The organism is Mesorhizobium sp. M1A.F.Ca.IN.020.04.1.1 (assembly GCF_003997315.1).
Lineage (GTDB): Bacteria > Pseudomonadota > Alphaproteobacteria > Rhizobiales > Rhizobiaceae > Mesorhizobium.
Genome location: NZ_RZSN01000015.1, coordinates 1 through 23,997 on the forward strand (window position 1 = coordinate 1; position 23,997 = coordinate 23,997).

21 protein-coding genes are annotated in these 23,997 nt (G+C 61.6%); 13 read left to right on the plus strand and 8 right to left on the minus strand.

Features of this window, described 5'->3' with window-relative positions; genetic code table 11:
* From EOA49_RS05570 to EOA49_RS05585, 4 genes are all read right to left on the minus strand, one after another.
* On the minus strand, nucleotides 1–299 hold a 299-nt coding region (locus tag EOA49_RS05570; RefSeq protein WP_164749197.1), incomplete at its 3' end, for an FAD-dependent monooxygenase.
* Nucleotides 296–976, minus strand: a complete 681-nt coding sequence (locus tag EOA49_RS05575) for a WecB/TagA/CpsF family glycosyltransferase (RefSeq protein ID WP_245457004.1) — start codon at nucleotides 974–976, stop codon at nucleotides 296–298. The genes EOA49_RS05570 and EOA49_RS05575, both read right to left, overlap by 4 nt.
* 661 nt (nucleotides 977–1,637) lie before the next feature.
* Nucleotides 1,638–2,423 (minus strand): SDR family oxidoreductase, encoded by a 786-nt coding sequence (locus EOA49_RS05580; RefSeq protein WP_127241590.1) that lies wholly within the window; start codon nucleotides 2,421–2,423, stop codon nucleotides 1,638–1,640.
* Between the two features lie 17 nt (nucleotides 2,424–2,440).
* Nucleotides 2,441–3,172 carry an FCD domain-containing protein gene (locus EOA49_RS05585; RefSeq protein WP_245460549.1) on the minus strand — a complete coding sequence of 244 codons (732 nt, stop codon included), beginning with the start codon at nucleotides 3,170–3,172 and terminating at the stop codon, nucleotides 2,441–2,443.
* Nucleotides 3,173–3,361: 189 nt separating this feature from the next.
* On the opposite strand from EOA49_RS05585, the gene uxuA reads away from it, so the two are divergent.
* From uxuA to EOA49_RS05605, 4 genes are all read left to right on the plus strand, one after another.
* Nucleotides 3,362–4,546: a mannonate dehydratase gene (gene uxuA / locus EOA49_RS05590; RefSeq protein WP_127241591.1), complete on the plus strand. Its 1,185-nt coding sequence runs from the start codon at nucleotides 3,362–3,364 to the stop codon at nucleotides 4,544–4,546.
* Nucleotides 4,547–4,617: 71 nt separating this feature from the next.
* Nucleotides 4,618–4,755 carry a MaoC/PaaZ C-terminal domain-containing protein gene (locus EOA49_RS33350; RefSeq protein WP_206628220.1) on the plus strand — a complete coding sequence of 46 codons (138 nt, stop codon included), beginning with the start codon at nucleotides 4,618–4,620 and terminating at the stop codon, nucleotides 4,753–4,755.
* A gap of 139 nt (nucleotides 4,756–4,894) precedes the next feature.
* A complete protein-coding gene (locus EOA49_RS05600) occupies nucleotides 4,895–6,139 on the plus strand; it encodes an MFS transporter (protein ID WP_067326274.1) in 1,245 nt (414 codons plus the stop codon).
* A gap of 215 nt (nucleotides 6,140–6,354) precedes the next feature.
* Entirely contained in the window at nucleotides 6,355–8,559 is a 2,205-nt protein-coding gene (locus EOA49_RS05605; RefSeq protein ID WP_127240508.1) for an adenylate/guanylate cyclase domain-containing protein, read from the plus strand.
* Nucleotides 8,560–8,734: 175 nt separating this feature from the next.
* On the opposite strand, the gene EOA49_RS05610 is transcribed toward EOA49_RS05605, so the two are convergent.
* Nucleotides 8,735–9,598 carry a FecR domain-containing protein gene (locus EOA49_RS05610; RefSeq protein WP_095800384.1) on the minus strand — a complete coding sequence of 288 codons (864 nt, stop codon included), beginning with the start codon at nucleotides 9,596–9,598 and terminating at the stop codon, nucleotides 8,735–8,737.
* A 662-nt stretch (nucleotides 9,599–10,260) separates the two neighbouring features.
* Here EOA49_RS05610 and EOA49_RS05615 point away from each other — a divergent pair.
* From EOA49_RS05615 to EOA49_RS05625, 3 genes are read left to right on the plus strand one after another with little or no spacing between them, the layout of a single operon-like run.
* Nucleotides 10,261–11,475 carry a glycosyltransferase family protein gene (locus EOA49_RS05615; protein ID WP_066994049.1) on the plus strand — a complete coding sequence of 405 codons (1,215 nt, stop codon included), beginning with the start codon at nucleotides 10,261–10,263 and terminating at the stop codon, nucleotides 11,473–11,475.
* Between the two features lies 1 nt (nucleotide 11,476).
* Entirely contained in the window at nucleotides 11,477–12,721 is a 1,245-nt protein-coding gene (locus EOA49_RS05620) for a glycosyltransferase family 4 protein (protein ID WP_127240512.1), read from the plus strand.
* Nucleotides 12,718–13,875 (plus strand): glycosyltransferase family protein, encoded by a 1,158-nt coding sequence (locus EOA49_RS05625; protein WP_127240509.1) that lies wholly within the window; start codon nucleotides 12,718–12,720, stop codon nucleotides 13,873–13,875. The genes EOA49_RS05620 and EOA49_RS05625 overlap by 4 nt, the downstream gene beginning before the upstream one ends.
* Before the next feature lie 77 nt (nucleotides 13,876–13,952).
* Here EOA49_RS05625 and EOA49_RS05630 read toward each other — a convergent pair whose 3' ends face one another.
* A complete protein-coding gene (locus EOA49_RS05630) occupies nucleotides 13,953–14,624 on the minus strand; it encodes a class I SAM-dependent methyltransferase (RefSeq protein WP_082953982.1) in 672 nt (223 codons plus the stop codon).
* An 83-nt stretch (nucleotides 14,625–14,707) separates the two neighbouring features.
* Here EOA49_RS05630 and EOA49_RS05635 point away from each other — a divergent pair, with 83 nt between their 5' ends.
* The 4 genes from EOA49_RS05635 (at nucleotide 14,708) to EOA49_RS05650 (ending at nucleotide 19,222) form a co-directional block, all read left to right on the plus strand.
* Nucleotides 14,708–15,061, plus strand: a complete 354-nt coding sequence (locus EOA49_RS05635; protein WP_095800379.1) for a hypothetical protein — start codon at nucleotides 14,708–14,710, stop codon at nucleotides 15,059–15,061.
* A 15-nt stretch (nucleotides 15,062–15,076) separates the two neighbouring features.
* Nucleotides 15,077–17,791 (plus strand): ABC transporter ATP-binding protein, encoded by a 2,715-nt coding sequence (locus EOA49_RS05640; protein WP_095781213.1) that lies wholly within the window; start codon nucleotides 15,077–15,079, stop codon nucleotides 17,789–17,791.
* A gap of 102 nt (nucleotides 17,792–17,893) precedes the next feature.
* Complete coding sequence (locus EOA49_RS05645; RefSeq protein WP_067326300.1) at nucleotides 17,894–18,340, plus strand: cyclic nucleotide-binding domain-containing protein; 447 nt, start codon at nucleotides 17,894–17,896, stop codon at nucleotides 18,338–18,340.
* A 36-nt stretch (nucleotides 18,341–18,376) separates the two neighbouring features.
* On the plus strand, nucleotides 18,377–19,222 hold the full coding sequence (locus EOA49_RS05650; RefSeq protein ID WP_127240510.1) for an MBL fold metallo-hydrolase: 846 nt from the start codon (nucleotides 18,377–18,379) through the stop codon (nucleotides 19,220–19,222).
* A gap of 51 nt (nucleotides 19,223–19,273) precedes the next feature.
* Here EOA49_RS05650 and EOA49_RS05655 read toward each other — a convergent pair whose 3' ends face one another.
* Nucleotides 19,274–20,050, minus strand: a complete 777-nt coding sequence (locus EOA49_RS05655; protein WP_127240511.1) for a polysaccharide deacetylase family protein — start codon at nucleotides 20,048–20,050, stop codon at nucleotides 19,274–19,276.
* Nucleotides 20,047–21,135 carry a glycosyltransferase family 4 protein gene (locus EOA49_RS05660; protein ID WP_095823332.1) on the minus strand — a complete coding sequence of 363 codons (1,089 nt, stop codon included), beginning with the start codon at nucleotides 21,133–21,135 and terminating at the stop codon, nucleotides 20,047–20,049. Before EOA49_RS05660 ends, EOA49_RS05655 begins: the two co-directional genes overlap by 4 nt.
* 93 nt (nucleotides 21,136–21,228) lie before the next feature.
* Between EOA49_RS05660 and EOA49_RS05665 the strand changes: the two genes are divergently transcribed.
* Nucleotides 21,229–22,389, plus strand: a complete 1,161-nt coding sequence (locus tag EOA49_RS05665) for a DUF3095 domain-containing protein (protein ID WP_127240513.1) — start codon at nucleotides 21,229–21,231, stop codon at nucleotides 22,387–22,389.
* Between the two features lie 108 nt (nucleotides 22,390–22,497).
* Nucleotides 22,498–23,841, plus strand: a complete 1,344-nt coding sequence (locus EOA49_RS05670; RefSeq protein WP_095823330.1) for a nucleotide sugar dehydrogenase — start codon at nucleotides 22,498–22,500, stop codon at nucleotides 23,839–23,841.
* Nucleotides 23,842–23,997: the final 156 nt, after the last annotated feature.

The following is a 23,997-nucleotide window of genomic DNA, read 5'->3' on the forward strand; positions in this document are numbered from 1 at the left end:
GCTCGCGTGCGGTCGAGCACTCGCCCCTTGCGCACGTTGACGATCTCGTCGAATGCCGCGGCCGCCGTGGAAAGACTGTCGAGGAGGCCGATCCGGCGCAGCTTGTCGATCTGGTCGCCGGCGATCTTCTCGACACGGAACTCGCGCGGAAAAACGGGGTGGCGGTCGATCAGCGTGACACAGTAGCCTGACCGGCCGAGGAGAGTCGCGGCAAGTGTCCCGGAGAGCCCGCCGCCGACGACAGCGATCTCCGTGTCGGTTCCCTCCGGCAGCGGACGCAGCGAATGTTCGGCTGTCATTGGGAATACCTCAACAGGGCATAAAGGGCACGGGGATTGGTGGTGAAGTAGCGCCAGAACAGCCGGCGCGGCTCCATCAACATGCGCCACAGCCATTCGAAACCCGCCTTCTGGACCCAGAGCGGGGCGCGCCGGACCTTGCCGGCAATATGGTCGAACAGCCCTCCGGAAGTTTTGATCACACCGACATTCGAGAGCCGCGAGCCAAAATCGCGGACAAAGATCTGCTCGCGCGGCACGCCGAGGCCGAGCCACAAAATGTCCGGTGCAAGCGCGTCGATCTCTTCGAGCTTTTTCTCGAGTGCTTCGCCGGTCAGGTAGCCGTGGCTGTGGCCGACGATGCGCAGGCGCGGATAGCTGGCTTTGATGGCGGCCACGGCCTTGGCGTTCCCGGCCTCAGTCGATCCAAGCAGGTAGAAGGTCGCGGCCTCGTTCTCGGCGAGCTTAGCGACATCGTGGAACAGATCGGTGGTGGCCACCCGTTCCGGCAACCGCGTGCGGCACAATAGGCGCGAGGCGAGCACAAGTGGCTGGCCGTCGGCGAAGATCTGATCGGCTTCGCGGAAGAGGGCGGCGATCTCCGATTTCGCGCGAGCCTGGGCGATGACCTCGCCGTTGACGGAGGTGAAGTAGTAGGGACGGCTGCCATGGCGGTGCTGCCGCGCCGCCGCGAGCATCAAGCGGGCGGCGCCCTGCCGGTCGATCACGGTGACAGGCAGCCCGCCAAGCTGCACCGTCGGCAATGCAGGCAGGTCCTGCCGGGAAGGGGCTGCTTCTAGCGCTGCCACGGCGGTCACGCTTGGACGTCCGGTCGAAGTCTGGTGCTGCAGCCGCGGAAAACGAGAGGTCTCATGGTTCAGATGTTGGCTGGAGTGGAGCGGATCCGATCCGCCGGTCGTAACGCTGTGTTGTTCAAAATCTCTTTTTGAAGTTTCTAAAACTTTTCGCATAGGAGAAGTCGCCCCATTCTCCGGTAGTTCGAACTACCTCCTTCATGGCACCATACGTAAAAAAATCAAAAAGTTAAGCGACATGTTAATAGTTAGTTAATATGGACAATTTGAATCGAAATATAAATCAGTTTAAACCTTTTGACCTCGACTTCACTTGCTTTTGGGTGATTTTGAACCTGCGTTTTCAACACGAATGCGATGCGATCGCCACTGGTGCGACCACATTGCAATGCCAACGAGCTCCTGATCTATCCTGGGTGATCGTCGGGGCCACGAAAATCAGTTGTGAGGCGGGGAGCGACACTCATGGCGCCGCCTGACGGGCAAAGCGGAAATCGTCCGGCGTCAGCTACTCCGGCAAAGGCCAAGACCGATCTTCATGCCTCTATTTCACACCGATGCCGGCGGTCAGGCCGCCGTCTATCTTGTAATCCGCGCCGGTGCAGAAGCTCGCTCTGGAGGAGCACAGAAAGGCGATGAGTTCGGCCACTTCTTCTGGTTCGCCGATGCGGCCAAGCGGATGCGCCGCACCGAAGCGCCTGTACGCTTCCTCGACATCGGCATCGCTGCCGGTTTCGCCACGCGCGGCCTTCTCCAGGATCGGTGTGCGGATCGAGCCTGGGCTGACCGAATTGACCCGGATGCCAGCCGCCGCGTAATCCAGCGCCAGCGAACGCGTCAGCGTGTGGATTGCGCCCTTGGTCGTGGCATAGGCGGCGACGTTCTGCTGGCAGGCGAAACCCTGCACCGAGGCGACATTGACGATGGCGCCGCCACCGCGGCGGATCATTTCGGGGATGCCGAAATGCGCCGTCAGGTAGATCGAGCCGACATTGACCGTCATCGCTCTGTTCCATGTTTCCCAGTCGGTCGTGGTCGCGGTTCCGTAGGGATGGACGGCCGCCGAATTGATGATCACGTCGAGGCCGCAGAACCGTGCGACCCCGGCAGCGACGGCATCGCGGACCTGGTCCGCCACGGAGACGTCGGTGTCGACGACCAGCGCGCCGGCTTCGGAACTTTCCAGCTCCGCTCTCATTGCCGCATTGGCCGAGCGGTCGATGCCGCAGGCGATGATCGCAGCACTCCCCGCGGCGAGGCGCCTGGCGGTTGCCAGACCGATTCCCGTGGTCCCCGTCACCAGGGCGACCTTGCCAACAAAATCCTTCATTGCGGGAACTCCTTCAGTCACGTGTCGGAACCCGGCTCTTCCGGCAGGAATCGCAGGGCGAAATCCAGATGGCGGCTCATCAGGTAGGCGTAGGCCACCCTGTCGCGCGCGCGCAGGGCGGCGACGATCTCGCCATGCGCGGCGCGGGTGTCGGCCAGGACCGGGCGCATCTCCTTGCCGATGGTCATGATCCGCAGGATCACCGGGGAAAGGAAGGAATACATGTCCGACAGCATGCGGTTGTCCGCCAGCCCGATCAACGCCATGTGGAAGTCGAAATCATTCTCGGCGGCCTCCTGGATCGAGCGGCTCTCGACGATCCGCGCGTTGACCGCGTCGAGCGCTTCGATCTGCTCGTTGGTGATGTTGAGCACGATGTGGTCGCCGATGCCGACTTCGATGATGCGCCTGAAGCCCTGAATGTCGGCGAAGGAGGAGCGCGAGACATCCATATGCGCGGCAAAGAAATTCTGGATGGCGATGCCATGCCCGTCGGCGAGCACCGCCCCGACGCGGGGTTTCGGTTCGATCAGCCCGTAGGTCCGAATGGCGCGCAAAGCCTCGCGCACGGTGTTGCGACTGGTGCCGGTGATCTCGCTGAGCTCGCGCTCTGTGGGCAGCACGTCGCCGACATTCAGCTGCCGCGAGCGGATGAGATCGAGGATACGCCCGGCCGCGGCATCGACCGCCGAACTGCCGCCGGGGTGCCGGCGGGCGACGCTCTCGCGCACGGCCTGAGAATTTTCCAATGACGATCTCCCAAATTGTTGGACCAGAATATCGCAAGATTCCGGGAAAACAATCGAGTTGGATGCGGTCTCGATCAGTTTGCCGGGCTACCTGTCGGCCATTAGGGCGTCCGATAAAGCCCAAATTGTCATTGACTCTCATCGTGGTCCAACAATAACTTGCCGCTCCCTGTCAAAGGAAGGCAGAAAATGGAGCAGTGCTGGCGTTGGTATGGCCCGGACGATCCGGTGACGCTGGATCACGTCAAGCAGGCCGGGGCGACCGGAATCGTCTCGGCGCTGCACGACATCTATGACGGGCGCGCCTGGCCGCTGGAAAACATCCTGGAGCGCAAGCGGATCATCGAGGCGGCGGGGCTGACCTGGTCGGTCGTCGAGAGCATCCCCGTCCACAACTCGATCAAGATCGGCTCGCCGGAACGGCTGCGCTATGTCGGCTTTTACAAGGATACGATCCGAGCGCTGGCGAAGGCCGGCATCGCGACGATCTGCTACAATTTCATGCCTGTGGTCGACTGGACCCGCACCGATCTGGCGTATCGCCTTCCGACGACGGGTTATGCATTGCGTTTCGACGCGATCGATTTCGCGGCCTACGACCTGTTCGTGCTGAAGCGACGGAATGCCGAGGCCGGCTACAGCGCCGCGCGCATCGCCGAAGCGGAAGCGCGATTGAAAGAGCTCAGCGACGAGAAAATCGACCGGATCGAGCGTAACCTTATCGCCGGACTGCCCGCCACCGAGCGCAGCTACAACCGGGACAGTTTTCGCGAGGCCTTGGCCGAGTACGATTCGATTGGGCCAAGGGAATTGCGCGACAATCTCGCCTGGTTCCTGCGCGAGATTATTCCGGTCGCCGAACAGGAAGGGGTGCGCATGTGCATCCATCCCGACGATCCGCCCTTCTCGCTCTACGGCCTGCCGCGCATCGTTTCGACAGCTGAAGATGCGCGGTTCATTCTCAATGCCGTGGAGAGCCCGGAAAACGGGCTGACATTCTGCACAGGCTCCTACGGTACGCGCGCCGACAACGACATCGTTGCCATGGTCAAGGAGTTCGCCGGCCGCATCCATTTCGTCCATCTGCGCAACGTCACCATCGAGGATGACGGCTCCTTCTATGAGGCCGAACATCTCGAGGGCGGCACCGACATGGCGCATGTCATCCTCGCCCTGATGCAGGAGGAAGCGCGCCGTCGGAAGGAAGGCCGCGCCGACTGGCGCATTCCGATGCGACCCGATCACGGACATCTACTCGCCGACGACATCGGCAAGACCAGGATCAATCCCGGTTATTCGCTGATCGGCAGGCTGAAGGGCCTCGCCGAACTGCGCGGCATCATGCGGGCCGTCGAACGGTTCGGGCTGGCATAGAATCGAAACTTTCCACCCACATTACCGGCGAGCGCAATTCGCTGCATAATGACCGCGCTGGCCGAGAATCGGTGTTCGGCAAGCCGATCCTCCACGGCGGCGTCAGTTCTGGTATTCTCAATGCCCTGGTCGCGGAGGATTTGCCCGGGCCCGGGACCGTCTTTCTCGAAATCGCATGGAAGTTCGTCAAGGCGGTCGGCGTTGAGTAGGCGATCATCGGACGCGTAGAGGTCAAGAAGTTGCGCCCCGACAAGCCGATCTGCAAGATCGAGACCAGCCTACGCAACGGCCAGGGGAGCTTTGTCCCACCGGCGCGGCGACCGTTTTGACCGTCCCGCTGCAAGGCGCATGAGCGCGGTGAGCGGCAGCCCGCTTGGCATGGCCGCCGACAGCGGCCGCTGGCGCGTGCTGTCGCTGCTTTGCCTGGCGGTCGTTCTGTCGCTGACCACCTGGTTTTCGGCGACCGCCATCCTGCCCGAACTGAGGCAGGAGCTTGCGCTCGGCGCCGGCGGGGAGGCCTGGCTGACCAACGGCGTTCAGGTCGGCTTCGTGATCGGTGCGCTGGGGGCGAGCCTGGTCAACCTTCCCGATTTGGTGCGGCTCAGCCGGCTGATGGCGGCCGCCGCTTTTGTCGCCGCGCTCGCCAATGCGAGCCTGCTGTTTCATCTCGGGCCGGGCGGCGTGATCGCCGCGCGTATTGTCACCGGCGCAGCACTTGCCGGCGTCTATCCGCCGGCGCTGAAGCTCGTCGCCACCTGGTTCACGCGCGACCGGGGGCTGGCGCTCGGCGCAGTCATAGGCGCGCTCACCATCGGCTCGGCGCTGCCGCATCTTTTTCGCGCTGTCCTGACCGCGCTCGACTGGCGGCCGGTGGTCGCGGCCGCCAGTCTAGCAACGACGGTCGGCGCGCTCCTGTTTCTCTTGTTCGCAAGGGAGGGGCCCTATCCTTTCGGCAAGGCGGTGTTCGAGCCATCGCGCATCGGGCAGGTGTTTCGCGAGCGGCCGCTGCTCCTGGCCAATCTCGGCTATCTCGGCCATATGTGGGAACTCTACGCCATGTGGGCGTGGCTGCTTGCCTATACGCGCTCGGCATTCGAGGCGCAGGCGATCGGATCGGCCGCTGCCGCCTCGCTTTCGACCTTCTTCGTCGTCGCCTCCGGCATCATTGGCTGCCTGTTGGGCGGCTATCTGTCGGACCGCATCGGCAGAACCGCGACCACCGCCGGCATGATGATCGTCTCGGGAAGCTGTGCGCTGCTGATGGGCTTCCTGTTTGCCGGGCCGCTTTGGCTGTTCATGCTGGTCGCCGTCGTCTGGGGTATTTCGGTGATCGGCGATTCGGCGCAATTCTCAGCCGCAGTGACCGAGCTCGGCGATCGCCGCTTCGTCGGCACGGCGCTGTCGGTGCAGCTTGGCGCCGGCTTTGCGCTGACGGTGCTCGCCATCTGGCTGACGCCGCGCTTCGCCGACTTCATCGGTGGCTGGCGCTGGGCCTTCCTGCTGCTGGTGCCGGGTCCGCTTCTTGGGGCGGCCGCTATGCTGTGGTTGCGAAACTTGCCGGAGAGCGAGAAAATGGCCGGCGGCCTCCGCTAGCGCTCTTGCTCCTCGACTGTCTAGCGCTGGAGCCGATTGAGAACTTCGTCGCTACGCAAATCGCCAGCGCACGGCCCGCGCTGCTCCGTTGGGCGTAAGGTTGGCGATTGCACATTTGCCGGGAACAATGCAGCCTAGCTTCGAGGCTCGAAAGCTGCCTCCCGGAGCGGGGCCATGCAGGCAGGATACGCGGCACAGTTACTGGTGCAGATGTCATGACACGCGCCCAGTTGGCCGGCGTCATCCTGGGTCTGTCGCTGGTCGCAGCGCTTACCATTGTCCGGGCGAGCGACCCGCAGCCGTTGAGACTCGCCCGCGAAGCAACGTTCGACCAGTATCAGAGGCTGGCACCTCGCCGCTTCGAGTCGATGCCCGTCCGCGTGGTGGACATCGACGAGGCCTCATTGCAGCAGTTCGGGCAGTGGCCGTGGCCCAGGGATCGCATGGCGGCCCTGGTCGAAAAGCTGACGGAGCTTGGTGCGGCAGCCATCGCATTCGACATTCTTTTCGCCGAGCCCGACCGTCTGTCGCCTCGCACTGTCCTCCGCGACGTGCCGGGCATCGATCCGGCCCTGCTCGACCGCCTGCCCGACAATGACGAGATCTTCGCCGGGTCGATCGCCGGCAAGCCAGTTATCCTGGGCTACGGCATCTCCAACGAAGGGAACTATCGGCCGCAAATCAAGGCTGGCATTGCCTTTATGGGCGAGAGCCCGATCGCTGCTCCTCCGCCTATCAAGGCAGCCACGCCGCTGCGGCCGCAGCTTGAGGCCAATTCAGCCGGCATCGGACACATCAGCCTCAATCCCGGCAGATCGACCGCTGTGGTGAGGACAGCCCCACTCTTTCTGACTGATGGTGAGCAGCTTTATCCGGATCTTGCCCTCGAAGCCATAAGAGTAGCGCAGGGGGCCTCCACCTACCTCATTGCCGGCGCGCCGGATCGGCAGGGCATAATGACCTCCGTCAAGATCGGCGACTTCGTTATTCCGGTGACCTCGGCCGGCGAACTCTGGCTCTATGTCAGTCCCGACAGGGCCGAGCGTTATGTTTCGGCGAAGGACGTGCTTGCACCCGGCGGCGTCTCGTCCGAAACGAGGGCCGCGATCGAAGGCAGCATCGTGTTTGTCGGCACTTCGGCCGCCGGGCTGCAGGACATTCGTGTCACCGCGCTCGGTGAGAACGTGCCGGGCGTCTCGATCCACGCGCAGATCGTTGAACAGGTGCTGTCCGGCCACTATCTGTCTCGGCCTGATTGGGCAAACGGGCTGGAAATCGCGTCGATCGCGATGCTCGGCAGCCTCCTGGTGATTCTGACGATTTTCGTAAGCCCCGCGATTGCGCTCGCCTGCGGCCTTGCGATCACGGGACTGGCGCTCGTCGCATCATGGTTTGCCTTTTCGCTTGCGGGACTGCTGTTCGACCCGTTTGCGCCGATCCTCATGGGCACGATCACGCATTTCGCGACAACCTCTTTCCGCTTCCTGGTGACTGATCGAGAGCGGCGCGCGATCCGGCGGGCCTTCGGTCAGTATTTGTCGCCATCGCTTCTCTACCGGATCGAGCACACGCGCGACGCGCTTCGTCTTGGCGGCGACGACCGAGAGCTGACCGTGATGTTTGTCGATGTGCGAAACTTCACGGAGATCAGCGAAAGACTGCCGCCCACCGCCGTCGTGCGGTTTTTGAACACGCTTCTCGACGCGCTCAGCCGTCATGTCACCGCCAATGAAGGCACGCTCGACAAGTTCATCGGCGATTCGATCATGGCCTTTTGGAATGCCCCGGTCGACGTCACCGATCATCCCCGCAAAGCCGCTCGCGCGGCATTGGCGATGCGCGAGACGATTGCCCGCCTCAACGAAAGCGATGCATTCGGATTCGGGGCCGGGCAGACGGTTCGCATCGGTATCGGAATCCATACCGGCGTCGCCTGTGTCGGAAATATGGGCGCGGAATCGCGTTTCAACTATTCGGCCGTTGGCGACGCGGTGAACATCGCAGCGCGTATCGAGACAACGTGCAAGACGGTGAGTTTCGATATCCTCGCGTCCGACGACACAGTAAGATCGCTGCAAGGCTGGGCCTTGCTCGACGCGGGATCGCTGGAACTCAAGGGAAAGAGCACGAGGACCAGAATCAATGCCGTCGTCGGCGACGAGAACGTTGGGTCGTCGCCGGATTTTGCCGAATTGCGGCTTCTCCACGGCAAGCTCGTGGAGGCGTTGCAATCGCGCTTGCCAGGCACCCGAAAGATGATCGCGGCGGCCAAAGCCAAGGCCGCGGGCCTGCCGACAGGGTTGCAGGAATTCTATGGCCGGATCTCGCGCAGAGCGGATGATTTTGTTGGCAAGCGGGCGGGAGCGGCGATGGAAGCGAATGCCGGCTATGCGGAGCAACAATTCGGCTCCGGTTCCTGACCTTCATTGATGCAGGGCGGTCGACCGCTCGACTCGCCGCTGTTCAAGGGCAACAATTTCGTCCACCCCGACGTAGGGGCGAGTTGGCCCAGACCGGTTGGCGAAGTCGGATACGGACGCGCCGAGAAAAAGAGCGGCTATCCGCTGCTCTTGCCACTGCCGGCCACCCCTGCCGCTACTTTTTGCCAGGACCCTTGGATTTTCCGGGATTGCTGGGATCGTGCTTGCCCGGATCATTTCCATGGCCGTTGTTGCCGTCATCTTTGTCGCCCCGCGGCGGGCTCGGCGGATCGGGGGTGCCCGGACTGGGTGGTGCCGGTGAGTTGCGCCGCTCCGGCCGCGCCGTATGCTCCTGCTGAATGGCAGCCGTAAGCCCGCAATTTCCGCCGATTGCGTCAAAGCCTCCCGAGAGCTGCTGATTGCCGGTCAGAAACGGCAATGCCCGCGAGGTGCCGAGTGTGGTGAGCACAGATCGATTGACCTTGATAACGTCGGACATCGCGCCTGACGGCGTCGCGACCACGCAATCGCAGCGCCGCTTCAGTTCCCTGCATCCGCCGCCGCTGCAGAATCGGGCCGACCCCTTCAGCAGCACGACGGCGGTTTTGCCGTTGGGCGCGATGTGGACATCGAATGCTGTTCCCCGCACGCCTATTGTGCCTGCGGGCGTCACAATCTGGTAGGCGGACGAAGGCGAGCTCCCGCTTATCCAGCGAAACGTTCCCTTGGCAGCGCGGATGGTGAGCTTCTTCACCGAATTATCATCGTTGAAGACGTATTTGTCGAGGACGACGGAAGAACCCCACCCCACCGCCAGCTTGGTGCCATCCCGGAACACGAATTGGCCAAGCCCGGTATTGGATGTCCTGATTCGTTCGTCCCGATGAACGGGTGCGCTGACCACCAGTGGTCCGGTTGCGCCGGTAACGGCAGTCTTGATCACGACTGCCCGGCCCACTGCTTCGGCGGCTATGGTCGGTGTCGCATTGATGAGATTCGCGGCAAGCGCGACAACTGCAGCCCACCTCAAGGACGGCATGGCATCCTCCCCGAAACGACTTTATTAGCACATGCTTTAAAGGCTGTCCCCGCGGAGTCATACCTCAATTTGAGTAGGATATGGCTCTTTCGCTTGGGCGACGCTCGAAGGCACAATCGTCGACGTTAGGTCCTGCGCTTGGGTGGGCCGCGCGGGTTGCCCCCTCGCTCATCGGGTCGGAGGTGGGATAACGCCAATGCTGTTACTGAATTCGTCTGGCTGAGGGACAAGGCGATGTTCTGCGTGGGCGGCGCGAGAGCGCCCGCATCTGGGGCATCGATCATGGTCTGTGTCGGCGCGCTGTCTTTGAAGATCTTCAGCCCATTCTTGGGCAGTTTAGCCGCGTCGGCCACGAGGGAGGAGCGCCATCGCCCTGGCCGCTTTTCTGAAAGCAAGCAATCGGCCAGCCCGCGACCCGTCTCGATGTATCCGCCGTGATCTATCTGCAGCGCACGAGGCCGACAAGGCAAATAGGCTGGGCATCGCACCCAATGTGCATAGCAGCTGAGCAGACGCTGCTCAGCATATGAACCCTCTTGGGTAATATAATTTGAAAAAATTGCTCCCTCATGTTCAAAACAGGTCGATAGACCCGCGAGAAATGGGTTCGAATCCTGCGGGGGCCCGCGGTCCTCAGGCGAGAATTCTAAAGAGGTTCGACAATGACCCAGCACGTACAAGATGCTCGAATTCTCATGTACAGCCACGACACGTTCGGGCTCGGCCACTTGCAGCGCTGCCGCACGATCGCGCATTCCCTGGTCGAGGATTTCCACGGACTTCAGGTGCTTATCATTTCGGGCGCGCCTATCGCCGGCGCCTTCGACTACCGCGCCCGCGTCGACTTCGTGAAGATCCCGAGCGTCATCAAGTTGCGCAACGGCGAATACACCTCGCTGGAAAAGGATATCGATTTGCATGAGACGCTAAGAATGCGCCAGTCGATCATTCGCCACACAGCCGAGACGTTTCGGCCGGATATCTTCATCGTCGACAAGGAACCGCTCGGGCTGCGCGGTGAGATCGAGGACACGCTGTCCTACCTCAAGACGCGAGGCACTACGCTGGTGCTTGGCCTGCGCGAGGTGATGGATGCGCCGCATCTGCTGGAAGCAGAGTGGGAACGCAGGGATGTGATGCGCAAGATAGGCCTGTTCTACGACAAGGTCTGGGCCTACGGTCCGCCGGATTTTTACGATCCGTTGACCGGCCTGGATGTGCCGCCGGCTATCAGGGCAAAGATGAAGTTCGTCGGTTTCCTGCAACGGAGCCTGCAGAAGAACGAGTTGCCCGGCCACCGCCCCGAGGGCGACTATATCCTCGTTACGACCGGTGGCGGCGGCGACGGCGCCGATCTGATCCACAACGTTATCGATGCCTATCAGCAGGATCCGCAATTGCAGCATAGGGCGCTGATCGTGCTTGGGCCCTACATGCCGGCGCGCAAGCGCAACAAGTTTCTTAAGAAGGGGTCCAAAATCCCGTATATCAAGATCATCGAATTCGACAACCGCATGGAAGAGCTGATTGCCGGCGCCAAGGCGGTAGTGGCGATGGGCGGTTACAACACCTATTGCGAGATACTGTCTTTCGACAAGCCGGCGCTGATCGTGCCCCGCGTCAAGCCGCGCGAGGAGCAACTGATCCGCGCACGGCGAGCAGCCGAACTCGGTCTCATCAAGATGCTTTCCCCGGAAGAAGCTGAGGATTCCCAGCGGTTTGCCGATACACTGAAGGTGCTGCCGGATCGGCCCCGCCCATCGCAGAGCAATCCGCACCTGAGGCTGGAAGGGCTGCCTCATATTTCCGCAATCGTCGCGGAACTGCTCGACCGGCGTGCCGGCCATCACCTTTCGGTCATTGAAGGCATCAACTGAGTTGCAACCTCGCAAGATCGTCGTGGTTCTGAAGGGTTATCCGCGGCTGTCGGAAACCTTCATCGCGCAGGAGCTGCTCGGGTTGGAGCGAGCGGGGTTCGACCTGATACTCGTCGCGCTGAGACGGCCGACCGACACAAAACGCCATCCGGTGCATAACGAGATCAAAGCGCCCGTCCATTATCTGCCGGAATATCTGCATGAAGAACCGATGCGGGTGGCTCGCTCGCTGTTTGCTTGTCTGCTGCGGCCAGGCTTCTGGCGCGCGTTCGGATCGCTGGCTACCGACATCCCTCGCGACTTTACGCGCAATCGCGTACGCCGCTTCGGGCAAGCGCTCGTGTTGGCGGCCGAATGGCCGGAAGATGTGGGCTGGCTGCATGCGCATTTCGCGCACACACCGGCATCGGTGACACGCTATGCCAGCCAGCTTCGCGGTCTGCCCTGGAGCTGCTCGGCCCATGCCAAGGACATCTGGACTTCGCCTGACTGGGATCTCGCCGGCAAGCTTTCCTCGGCCCGCTGGACGGTCACTTGCACGAAAACCGGCTTCGACCGTCTGAAAAAACTCGCTAACGGCAACTCGTCTTTGCATCTGAGCTATCATGGGCTCGACCTTGATCGCTTCGGCAGCTTCCGCGAGGCGCGGAAACAGCATGACGGCTCGGCACCGGACGAACCGGTTATCGTTCTGAGTGTCGGGCGCGCCGTTGAAAAGAAAGGTTACGATACCTTGCTGGAGGCTCTTGCCCTCCTGCCTGGTGATTTGGCGTGGCGTTTCGAGCATATCGGCGGCGGCGAGGAACTGGAACGGCTCAAGGCGCTGGCGCAAAAGCTCGGCCTGGATGGTCGCGTCTCTTGGAGAGGCGCGCTTGCTCAGGAGGAGGTGCTTGAGCACTACCGCCGCGCCGACATCTTCGCCCTGGCCTGCAGGATCACCGCAAACGGCGACCGGGACGGTCTGCCGAACGTTCTGGTTGAGGCGGCCAGCCAGCGGCTCGCCTGCGTGTCGACCGATATTTCCGGCGTGCCGGAGCTTTTATCTCCGGATGAAACCGGGCTGCTGGTCCCGACAGAAAATCCAATTGCCCTGGCACAGGCGCTGGAGCGCCTTATCCGTGATCCCGTGCTGCGCGCCCGCCTCGGTGACGCTGCAGAGTGGCGCGTGCGCGCCAATTTCGATCATATGACAAGCATTGGGCAGCTCAAGGAACTCTTCGAGCGGGAGTGGCGGACCGCCGAATGAAGCGACTGCGCGCCTTCTTCTATGTCCAGCACCTCCTCGGTATCGGCCATCTTGCGCGCGCCAGCCGCATTGCGGCGGCTCTGGTCGATGACGGGTTTGACGTAACCGTGGTGACGGGCGGCGCGCCGATCGCGGGGTTTCCAGGATCGGGCGTCAAATCTGTATCTCTGCCACCCGTCACCTCCGGCGATGAGGGATTTTCCGGACTTGTCGACCTGCAGGGCAAACCCATCGACGATGCTTTCAAGAGATGGCGTTCGGAGATGCTGTTGCAGGCCTATCGGGATTGCGGGCCCGATATCGTCATTGTCGAGGCGTTTCCATTTGGACGCCGGCAGATGCGTTTCGAACTCCTGCCGCTGATCGAGGCCATCGACGCGACATCACCCAGACCGCTGCTGGCGACGTCCGTCCGTGATATCCTTCAGGAGCGCGTCAAGCCGGGCCGAAACGAGGAAACGGTCGATCTCATCAGCAGGCATTTCGACCTTGTCATGGTCCACGGCGATCCGGCTTTCGCGACCATCGACAAGACCTTTCCACTGGTCGGGGCGATCAGGGCCAAGGTCGCCTACACTGGGCTCGTTGCCGCGCCGCCACCGCCCGCGGTCTCCGAGCGCTTCGACGTTCTGGTGTCGGTTGGCGGCGGGGCTGCCGGAAAGAGCCTCGTCAGTGCCACTGTCGCAGCGGCGCGGAATGCCAACGGCGCTTGGAAATGGTGTTTGATCACCGGTCCAAACCTGCCGAAAGGCGAGGTCGACGCGATCGCACGCGATGCCACGCCGGGCCTGTCGATCTTCCGGTTCCGCGAGGATTTCGCCAGCCTGCTGACCGGCGCCCGTCTGTCAGTCTCGCAGGCGGGTTACAACACGGTCTGCGACGTGCTTCGCGCGGGTTGTCGCTCCCTACTCGTTCCATTTGCGGCGGGTGCGGAAACCGAACAGACGGTTCGCGCCCTGATGCTCGAAGAAATGGGTCTTGCAACGGTGCTGACGGAAAAGGACCTAACGCCTGAAGGTTTGGCGCGATCGATCGAACAGGCGCTTGCTGGACCGAGGCCGTCCGCGCATCGTCTCGATCTGGAAGGCGCGCGTCGCTCGGCCCAAATCCTGCGCGAGCGACATCGAACATGGTCCCTGAAAACGGAACTCTAGCTAACGCGCGTCGCCCCGGTGAGATTCGCGCGACGTCGTTATTCGACAGCCGTCACGCTTCTTTCGAGCGAAATGCGTTAAACAGTTCCAATCAGCATGAAGCGCGTATAATTTTTTGTCGGCAGTTCGCCCGAGAACCGCACCTCCCGTAGGGCCGCCATTGCTTCGAAGGCTGCCAGTGAAGCCACGCAGTTGATGTGGGTCGGCTCGCTGAAATAATCGTTCGATTGCAGCAATACATTCGTGCCCCGCGGAAGCAGGGCAAGCCAGGCGCGCAGATCGACTATGTGTTCGCAGCTCGTATTGACCACCAGGTCGGGCTGCGCGGCCGCATAGTCAACGGCGTACATATCTGCCGTCAGCGCGCGGAACCGGTCAACGGCATCCCGGTTGAGGGTCCGGGCGACCGGCGCGACTTCAGGATCGATGTCGATGCTATCAATCGCTCCGATGTCGAAGCGAGCATCGTTGAAAAGCATTGCCGGCAATACGCCGTACCATCCACCCAGAACCCATATGCGCCCGAACCGGCCGCCGCAGCTATCGAACAGCTTGTCGAGTGCCCACATCTTGCAGGCGACCTGCTTGTGGTTGAAGGCGTTGGCGATATCGGCCTGCGGATGCCTCGCGATGACGCGCGACAGCCCTGCCACGAGAGGGTGGTTGACATAGGCGGCAATTCCCCGCGTGAGGTCCAAGGCCTGTTCGTGCCCGTCCATGCCCGCATTGCGTGGTTGCGTGACATCCATCATACTCGTCTTGTAGGTTGGGATTTCGGGCGACACAACGCAATCTTGCCCCGGCAAGGCTGGTTGGTTCGCGGACGTTGATCATGCTGCACGCCGCTTCGCCATTGCCCCGTGCCGGAGAGGGGCTGTCGCATCAGTCCGGACCATCGGCGTTCATGCGCCAGCATCAGCAGCGCAGCTGTGGCGGCCGTTCGCCAAAACGCCACGGCAGCCGTCAATCGTTTGGCCAGCTGCTTTCTTCGCTAATCAACAATGCCCGTGTTGCGGTCATCGACCATGCGCCTGAACTGGATCGCGCCGCCTCGCAGCGTCCTTTCATCGTTGAGCGCAGGACAATCACGGTGCACTGTGGCTCGAAGCATGTCGTTGGCGACGAAGAAATTGCCGATGCGCCATTAGCCAGCAGGTGCTTCTATGTCCTGCAGCCTTGCAATTGAACGGTCCACGGTCGGATGGAACCCAGTTTAGCCCGCTATATCTGGACGCACACCAAGAAGCAGCAGGTCTGGATATTGATGATCGTCGTGCTTTCGATGATCCCGTATTTCATATCCTTCGATCTGCCGAAGCTGATCGTCAACGGCCCCATCCAAGGTAAGGGTTTCGGAGAACCCGGTGCGACCCAGCCGTTCATGAGGCTGCACTATGACCTGCCATTCATTGGTGAGGTGCAGTTCTTCTCCGGCTTTCAGCTCGACCGCACGGAGACGCTGTTTGCGCTGAGTATTGTTTTCCTTTTGCTAGTCATCATCAACGGCCTGTTCAAACTCTACATCAACACATACAAAGGCCGACTTGGCGAGCGCATGCTGCGGCGTATCCGTTTCGATCTGATCGATCGCGTGCTGCGGTTTCCGCCGATTTACTTCAAACGCGTGAAATCCGCCGAAGTGGCGACCATGGTGAAGGACGAGGTGGAGCCGCTGGGGGGCTTCATCGGCGATGCCTTCCTGCAGCCGGTGCTGCTCGGCGGTCAGGCGCTGACGGCCATGCTGTTCATCATGGTGCAAAACTTCTGGCTCGGAACGATTGCGGTCGTGATCGTGGTGATCCAGATCGTCCTCATCCCGCGCATGCGGCGGCGGCTGATCGTGCTCGGGCGCGAACGGCAGTTGACGGCGCGCGCGCTCTCGGGCCGGGTCGGCGAAATCGTCGACGGCATCGGCGCGGTTCACGTCCACGACACATCAAACTACGAGCGCGCCGACATAGCTGCCCGGCTCGGCCTCATTTTCAAGATCCGCTTCGATCTTTACCAATGGAAATTCATGGTGAAGTTCCTCAACAATTTCCTGGCGCAGCTCACGCCCTTTCTGTTCTACATGATCGGTGGCTACCTGGTCATCCGGGGGCGGCTGGACGTCGGCCAGCTGGTGGCCGTGATCAGCGCCTACAAGGACCTGCCCGGACCGATGAAGGAACTGATCGACTGGGATCAGGCTCGCCAGGATGTCCAGGTCAAATACCAGCAGGTCGTTGAGCAATTCACCGTCGAGGGTCTCATTGCGCCAAGAATTGGGGCGTTGACGATCGATGCTCCCGGTCCGATGACCAACCCGCTGTCGGCGATCAATCTGTCCATAGCGGACGATGGCGGTGGAATGCTCCTCGACCGGATCTCGCTCCAGGTCAAGCCGGGTGAGACGGTGGCGCTGGTCAGCACCGCAACAGGTGGAGCGGAGGCGCTTGCGGAAGCCTTCGCGCGGCTGAACTGGCCGGACAGCGGAAAGATCGCTTCGGGCGCCGACGACCTGCTTGAACTTCCCGAAGCGGTGACCGGCCGGCGCATGTCCTACGCCTCGTCGGATGTTTTCCTGTTCCATGCAAGCCTCCGCGATAACCTGCTCTACGGGTTGAAGCATGCGCCGCTGACATCAGTGCCTTATGAGGGTGCTGCGGCAGACCAGCAGCGCTGGAACATTCACGAGGCGCGGCGGTCGGGCAATTCGGACCTCGATATCCGGAGCGACTGGATCGACTATGCTTCCGCCGGCGCCACCGGCCCGCACGACCTTTTTGAGGCGGTGCGCCGGGTGCTCGACGCGGTTCTTCTGTCGCGCGACATTCTGGATCTTGGCTTGCGCTCCTCGGCTGACCTGACGCGTCACACGGAACTCGCCAGGCGCATCGTCGAACTGCGTGCGGCGCTTCGAACCCGGCTGGAACAGGAAGGGCTGAGCGGACTGGTGGTTCCTTTCGAACCAGGCGCCTACAACAAGGAAGCATCGATCGGCCAAAACCTGCTCTTCGGCGCCGCCGCCGGCCCCGAACTGGCCGACAAGGCGCTAGCGGCCAATCCCTATTTTGCGTCTGTGCTGAGGCAAGCCGGCCTCGACCGCACGCTTTTCGAGATGGGCATGGAGATCGCCGAACAGGCGATCGAGCTGTTTGCCGACCTGCCGCCCGATCACCAGTTCTTCCAGCAGCTCGCCTTCATGGGCGCCGAAGAGATACCCGCCTACGAAACCTTGTTGCAACGGCTCAAGAACCGGCCCTATGAGGCAGTTTCGGAGAACGATCGCGCCATGATCGTTACACTGAGCTTTGCCTATATCGAGCCCCGGCACCGCTTCGGTCTGCTGAGCGAGGATCTGATGAGCAAGATCGTCGCTGCACGCAACCGTTTCTATGAAACCCTGCCGTCCGAGCTGCAAAATGCGATCGAACGTTATGATCCTGCCAAATACATTGCCGCGGCCAGCGTCATGGATAATGTCCTGTTCGGGCGTGTGGGCAACAACCATCCCGACGCGCCGGATCGCATCCGCTCCATCGTCTATGACATTCTCGACGAATTGGGGCTTTATGCCGAACTTCTGGATGTTGGCCTGGACTTCAACGTCGGCGCCGGCGGCAGGCGGCTGACCGCTGGACAGCGGCAGAAGCTCGATGTTGCCCGGGCCCTGCTCAAGCGTCCCGATTTTCTCATTCTCAACCGGCCGCTGTCGGCGCTCGACCAGCGTGCGCAGGACAAGGTGCTGCGAAACGTGCTCGACGAAGCGAGGTGCGACGGCCATTCGCCGGCAATTGTGTGGGTCGTGACGAATCCGGCAATGGGGATGATGTTCGATCGCGTTATCGTCTTCGACTCGGGTAAATTGGTGGAAGACGGAACCCTCGAGACACTTTTGGCAGGGAAGGGTATCTTCAAGGAACTGCTGTCTTAGACCAACGGGCATTGAGATGGGATCGTTCTGTCGGTGGGAATTGGCTGCAAGGCCACGGGATACGGCGCCTGGCAAACGCGAATTTTGAGAAGGTTTGCGACAATGCTGCTCAAGGATGAAGTTGGAATGCTGCAACGCGTTCCCTTGTTCTCCGGCATCGAACCGACAAAGCTCAAGCTGCTTGCGTTCACATCCGATCGTGTGAGCTACAGCGCCGGCCAGATCCTTTTCCGGCAGGGCGACGAGGGAGATGCCGCCTATGTCATCCTCTCAGGCAGCGCGGATGTTCTGGTCGATTCCGACAGCGGGCCGATAAAAGTTGCCGAACTGGCGCCGAATTCGATCGTTGGCGAGATCGCCATCTTGTGCAACAGCTCCCGCACTGCCACCGTCAGAGCGGCAAGTCCGCTGGAAGCCTTGAAAATCAGCAAGGATCATTTCCTGAGGCTTATGAAGGAGTTCCCGGAGATGACCATCGAGATATTGCGGGTTCTTGCCGATCGTCTAAGCCATACGACCGCGGACCTGATCGACGCACGAAACGCCTAGCAGCAGTTGTTTGGCCACGACGGGCGAAGGAGCAGCATGGATTTCCTGGTCAGGTTTTGGGGCGTGCGCGGCAGCATTTCGGTATCGGGACCAGAATTCTCTCGCTATGGCGGCAACACGAGCTGCATTGAGATGCGATGCGGCAAGCATATGCTTCTGTTCGACGCCGGCTCTGGCCTAGGGCTTGCCGGCAGAGCGTTTCGGGCCTCGGGCGTGACCGATTTCGAGCTGTTTTTCACCCATTGCCATTACGATCACATCATCGGGCTGCCGGCTTTCAAACCGATCTATGACCGGAGCGTCAAGGTCAGGCTTTGGTCCGGCCATCTTGCGGGACGCATGACGACCCGTCAGATGGTCGATGAATTCATGCGGCCGCCGTGGTTTCCGGCCAAGCTCGACATCTGCAAGGCAAGCATCGACTGCCGCGATTTCGTATCCGGAGACGTTCTAAGGCCGCGCGAAGGAGTGGTCGTCCGGACCGGCAGTCTCAACCATCCGGGAGGCTGCATAGGCTACCGCGTCGAATGGGGCGGCCGCATCGTGGCGGTGATCACAGACACTGAGCACGAGCCGGGTAAGCTGGATCAGGCGGTGCTCGACCTGATCGAAGACGCCGACCTCGTCATCTACGATTGCACCTATACCGAGGACGAAATGGAAGACCGCCGTGGCAACGGGCACTCGACATGGCAGCAGGGCGTCAAACTCTGTGAGGCAGCCGGTGCCCGAGGGCTTGGGCTGTTCCACCACGATCCGACACGCACCGACGAGCAATTGGACGAGATCGAAAAACTGGCCAAAGCCAGGTTTGCCGGCGCTTTTGCCGCGCGGGACGGCCAGACGCTCAGATTTCCAGTCTCATTGCACAAAAAGCGCTGAGCTATTTTGCTCTATCTTATTGTTTTGACGCCATTCCGGACGGAAAACCGCTCACACTTTTCCTGGAATTGCTCTACCCCCGCCACGCTCGATCAATGTCCTGATCGGAAGCCATGCGCAGGCTTCAGTCTGTGCGGCGACTGTGAACAGCCGTTCGAGAAAAAGCCAGGCCGATTCATCGTGTACGAGATGGTGGGTGAGCAGGCCGACCGGTTCGCCACCGTCGAATGCATGCCGCAATTGCGCAATGATGGCCTGAACCAAGGACCCATGATCACGACAGCCGCGCGTGCCATGCCAATCGATGATGTCGACATTGCTGTTGATGACCGGCACTGGGGCCGGCTTCGGCGGCCCAAAGACCGACAATGCCGCAAATCCTACCGATCCAAGCTGCGATACCAAGCCGGCGTCGATTCTGTTCCAGGGTGGCACCAGCATCGGAACGGCACGCGCGCCGTGCAACCCGGTTAGGCGCGACAGCCCGCGGGCCATCTCATCGAGCACCGCCTGGCGTGGCCGATGGGCGCCGAGTTCCTGCTTTTTCTGGTCCTGCGGCGCATAGTTTCGGTGCGCCCAGCCATGGATGGCGACCGAGGCATGCGGCGCCTCGTCAAGCCGGACGACAAGCCTCTCGTCGGTCAGCGCCGGAATGACGGCCAGAGTGAGCGGAACCTCTAATGCACGGGTGAGTTCCAGCAGCCGATCAAGCGCAGCCGTCGGATCCACAGCGTCGTCGTCGCGCAACCAGAACTCCGCCTTGCGGTCCGCCCGTCGCCAGCACGCCAGTTCTTCCACCAAGGGCTGCCAGATCTGATCGACTGTCATGCAACCGCGATCTTCGCAAGAAGTTCGGAAAGACGCGCCGCTGCAGTAGCGAGAGAGCGTTCTTCGAGGATGAAACGTCTGGCGTTGCCGGCCATGGCGGTTCTTTCGTCGTCACGGACCAGAAGCCTTTCAATGGCAGACGTGAACGCCGCCACATCGCCCGGCGGGGTGAGAAATCCGGTCTGGCCATCCCGCACGACCTCCGGCACGCCGGCGATATCCTGCGCCACCACCGGAAGGCCGGCAGCTTGTGCTTCAAGATAGGCAACGCCATAAGCTTCGCCGCAACCCGGCCAGACGTAAATCCCTCCACTGTAGAGGACATCCGGCACGGCGGCTGGCTCGATCGCGCCAAGCCATTCGATCCGGTCGGCGGGCAGGCCGGCGAATTGCGCTTTGACCTCCTCACGGGCAGGCCCGTCCCCGACGACCGACATGGTCCAGGGCAGGTGGCCGATCGGAGCGAGGGCGTGCGCGAGCATGCGATAGCTATCGACCTTGTCGCCCGGTCGCATCATGGCGACGGTAACGAGACGCGTCGGACAACCACGCGCCGGCAGTTCCCGGAATACCGATGTGTCGATGAAGGGCGAAAGCATGCCGAAAACGGCGTCTGGAAGAGCGTCTGTCAGTCCCCGACAATCCCTTTGCGTGAAGCAGATGTTCAGCGCCGCCTGTTCGACGGCTCGCGCCACCAAGGCTTGCATATCGGCCCAAAAACCGACGTTGCGCCGCTTCGAATAGGAGGCCTCCGCGGTCACATAGGGGATGGCAAAGGCCGACGCCAGCTCGGGCCCGATCAGGTCGGGCGCCTTGTAATAGAGATGATAGGAGAACCAGAGGTCGGGCTTGCCGTCACGCTGCCAAAGCTCTGTCAGCCGCGCAACTTCCTGTCGGGCTTCGACCTTGAGCGCATCGAAACTTTTCGACTCCGGTTCGCGTAGATAGAAGCGCAATTCGGACGCCAGATCGACGCGATGCCCTCCATGCTCAAGCGCCTTGATCAACATCCGTGCCATCTGACGGTCGCCAGAGGCAACGGCATGATTGGGCGACTTCAGCGGCGCGTAGAAGGCAATTCGCATCGCCGGAGCCTATCATTGGAAAGCCTGCGCAAGTCAATTTCGAAGCATGATCGAGTTTCACCTTCAAGCAGTGGAATGTGCTATTGCATGCTCATGGAAACAGCCGCAGCGTCCGACCCGTTCGTCGCTTCCTTGCCGGTGTTCGCGAAGTTCGAAAGCGTTGCCGACATCGACAACTATCGGCCGCTTCCCGATGGCTGGGCGCTGGCCACCGCCGACATCGTCGGCTCGACCAAGGCGATCGAGGCAGGGCGCTATAAAACCGTGAATATGGCCGGCGCCAGCGTCATTTCGGCGCTGCTCAATGCGCTGGGTCGGCAAGATCTTCCCTTTGTCTTCGGCGGCGACGGCGCGCTCGTGGCGTTTCCGAGTTCGGCGCTGGAGATCACGCGCAACGCCCTGGCGGCCGTACAGCGATGGGTGGCGGACGAGTTGGCCCTGACCTTGCGCGCCGCAATCGTGCCGATAGAGGATATAAGAGCGCAAGGCCTCGACGTTCGGGTAGCGAGGTTCCGGGCCTCCGAAGCGGTGTTCTATGCCATGTTTGCCGGCGGCGGCGGCAGTTGGGCGGAAGCCGAGATGAAAGCGGGGCGCTACCTGATCGATCCTGCGCCGGCCAACGCGCGGCCGGATCTGACCGGTCTCTCCTGCCGCTGGAGCCCGATCGAAGCCCGGCATGGCGAAATCGTCTCGATCATAGCCGTTCCGGGGGCCTCGCGCGATGTGAGCGGCTTTCAGGTTCTGGCTTCCGACATCATCGCCCTTGTCGGTCGACAGGAACGCGATGGCCATCCGGTGCCGGTGAACGGGCCGGCCTACGGTTTTTCGCCCGCCGGCCTCGATCTCGAGGCCCGGGCCGTCGCGCCGGCGGGAAGGCGGTGGTTGTCGAAGCTGTGGATAGTGTTCCTGTTGTCGCTTGCGGCTGTGACCGATCGATATGGCTGGACGATCGGGAGGTTCGATCCGAAGATCTACAAACGCGACGTGGCCAGCAATTCGGATTTCCGGAAGTTCGATGACGGCTTGAAGATGACCATCGATGTAGATGCGGATTTGTTGCAGCGGATCGAGCACCGGCTGCAGCAGGCCGAAGAGGCGGGCATTTGCACCTATGGCCTGCACCGCCAGCAATCGGCCTTGATGACGTGCCTCGTCGCCTCGCCGCTGCAGCGCGATCATGTTCATTTCATCGACGGCGCCGCCGGCGGTTATGCGATGGCTGCCGCAAGCCTGAAGGCGAAGGTGTCGGCCTGACGACGGCTTGCGGAGATCCATTTTCCGCAATATGCCTCGGGGTTGTTGGGCCCACATGAGCCTCGCCGTGGAAGCGGGCAGTCTGTCCACATTGAGGAAAACAGATTTTTGGACGCCTCACGATCGACATATGACAGTCTGCTGAACCGGATTTCGACGCGCACCGCGCAAGTGGGGGTGATCGGACTGGGTTATGTCGGATTGCCGCTGGCGGTCGCGGTAGCACGCGCCGGCTTCCCGGTTTTCGGCTTCGACATTGAAGCCCAGAAGGTCGAGAATCTGAACAGCGGGCAATCCTACATCGAGGCGGTGACGTCCACTGCCCTTGCTGTCGAAGTGGCGAGCGGACGGTTTCGCGCCACTGCGGATTTTACCGAACTGGCCGCCTGCGATGTCATCGTCATCTGCGTTCCGACGCCGCTGACGAAAAACCGCGAGCCAGACCTCTCCTTTGTCAGGAACACGGCAGGCACCATCGCGAAGCATCTGCGTCTCGGCCAGCTGGTCGTGCTGGAATCGACCACCTATCCCGGCACCACCGACGACGTGATCAAGCCCATCCTGGAACAAACCGGCTTGCAGTCGAAGGTAGACTTCTTCCTGGGCTTCTCGCCCGAACGCGAGGATCCCGGCAACCGCAGCTTTGAAGTCGCGACGATCCCCAAGGTCGTGGCAGGCGACGGCATTGAAGCGGCGGCGCTCGTGAAGGATTTCTACCAGGGTGTGGTCGAGACCGTCGTTCCGGTTTCCACCACCGCGACCGCCGAGGCGGTCAAGCTAACGGAAAACATCTTTCGCTCGGTCAACATAGCCCTGGTCAACGAGTTGAAGGTCGTGCTCGGTGCGATGGGCATCGACATCTGGGAGGTGATCGAGGCGGCAAAGAGCAAGCCCTTCGGCTACATGCCGTTCTATCCTGGGCCCGGACTTGGCGGGCACTGCGTCCCCATCGATCCTTTCTACCTGACGTGGAAGGCGCGCGAATACGAACTGCCGACCCGCTTCATCGAACTGGCGGCAGAGATCAACACGGCTATGCCGCGTCATGTGGTCGATGAACTGGCCAGGGCGCTGGACCGGCGTTGCGGCAAGGCGCTCAGCCGCTCGCGCATTCTCATCATTGGGCTCGCCTATAAGAAGAATGTGCCGGACATCCGCGAGAGCCCTTCATTGCGGCTCATTGAACTCATCGAGGAATGGGGCGGCAAGGCTGAATTCCACGATCCGCACGTCAGAGAAATTCCGGCGACACGGGAGCATATGCCGATCAAGGGGCGTCGGTCTGTCGAATTGAGCGAGGGGACCTTGAAGGATTTCGATGCTGTCGTCGTTGCAACCGACCACGACGCGATCGACTATCAGGCGATCGCCGATCACGCCCTTCTGATCGTCGACACGCGCAATGTTTTCGGCCGCCTCGGGCTAGCCCGAGAGACGGTGGTAAAGGCCTGACGGCGGTCTGAGCCGGCGAATTCTTTGCTCGATGTCAGGATCGTGGTTGCACTCGGCCGGCAGCGTCGACACATAATGCCGCGAGTAAATAGATACAGTTAGCCTGTCGCTCGCCCGCACGGACAGCCAGTTGCGAAGTTCTTCGCCGGCTTTTCC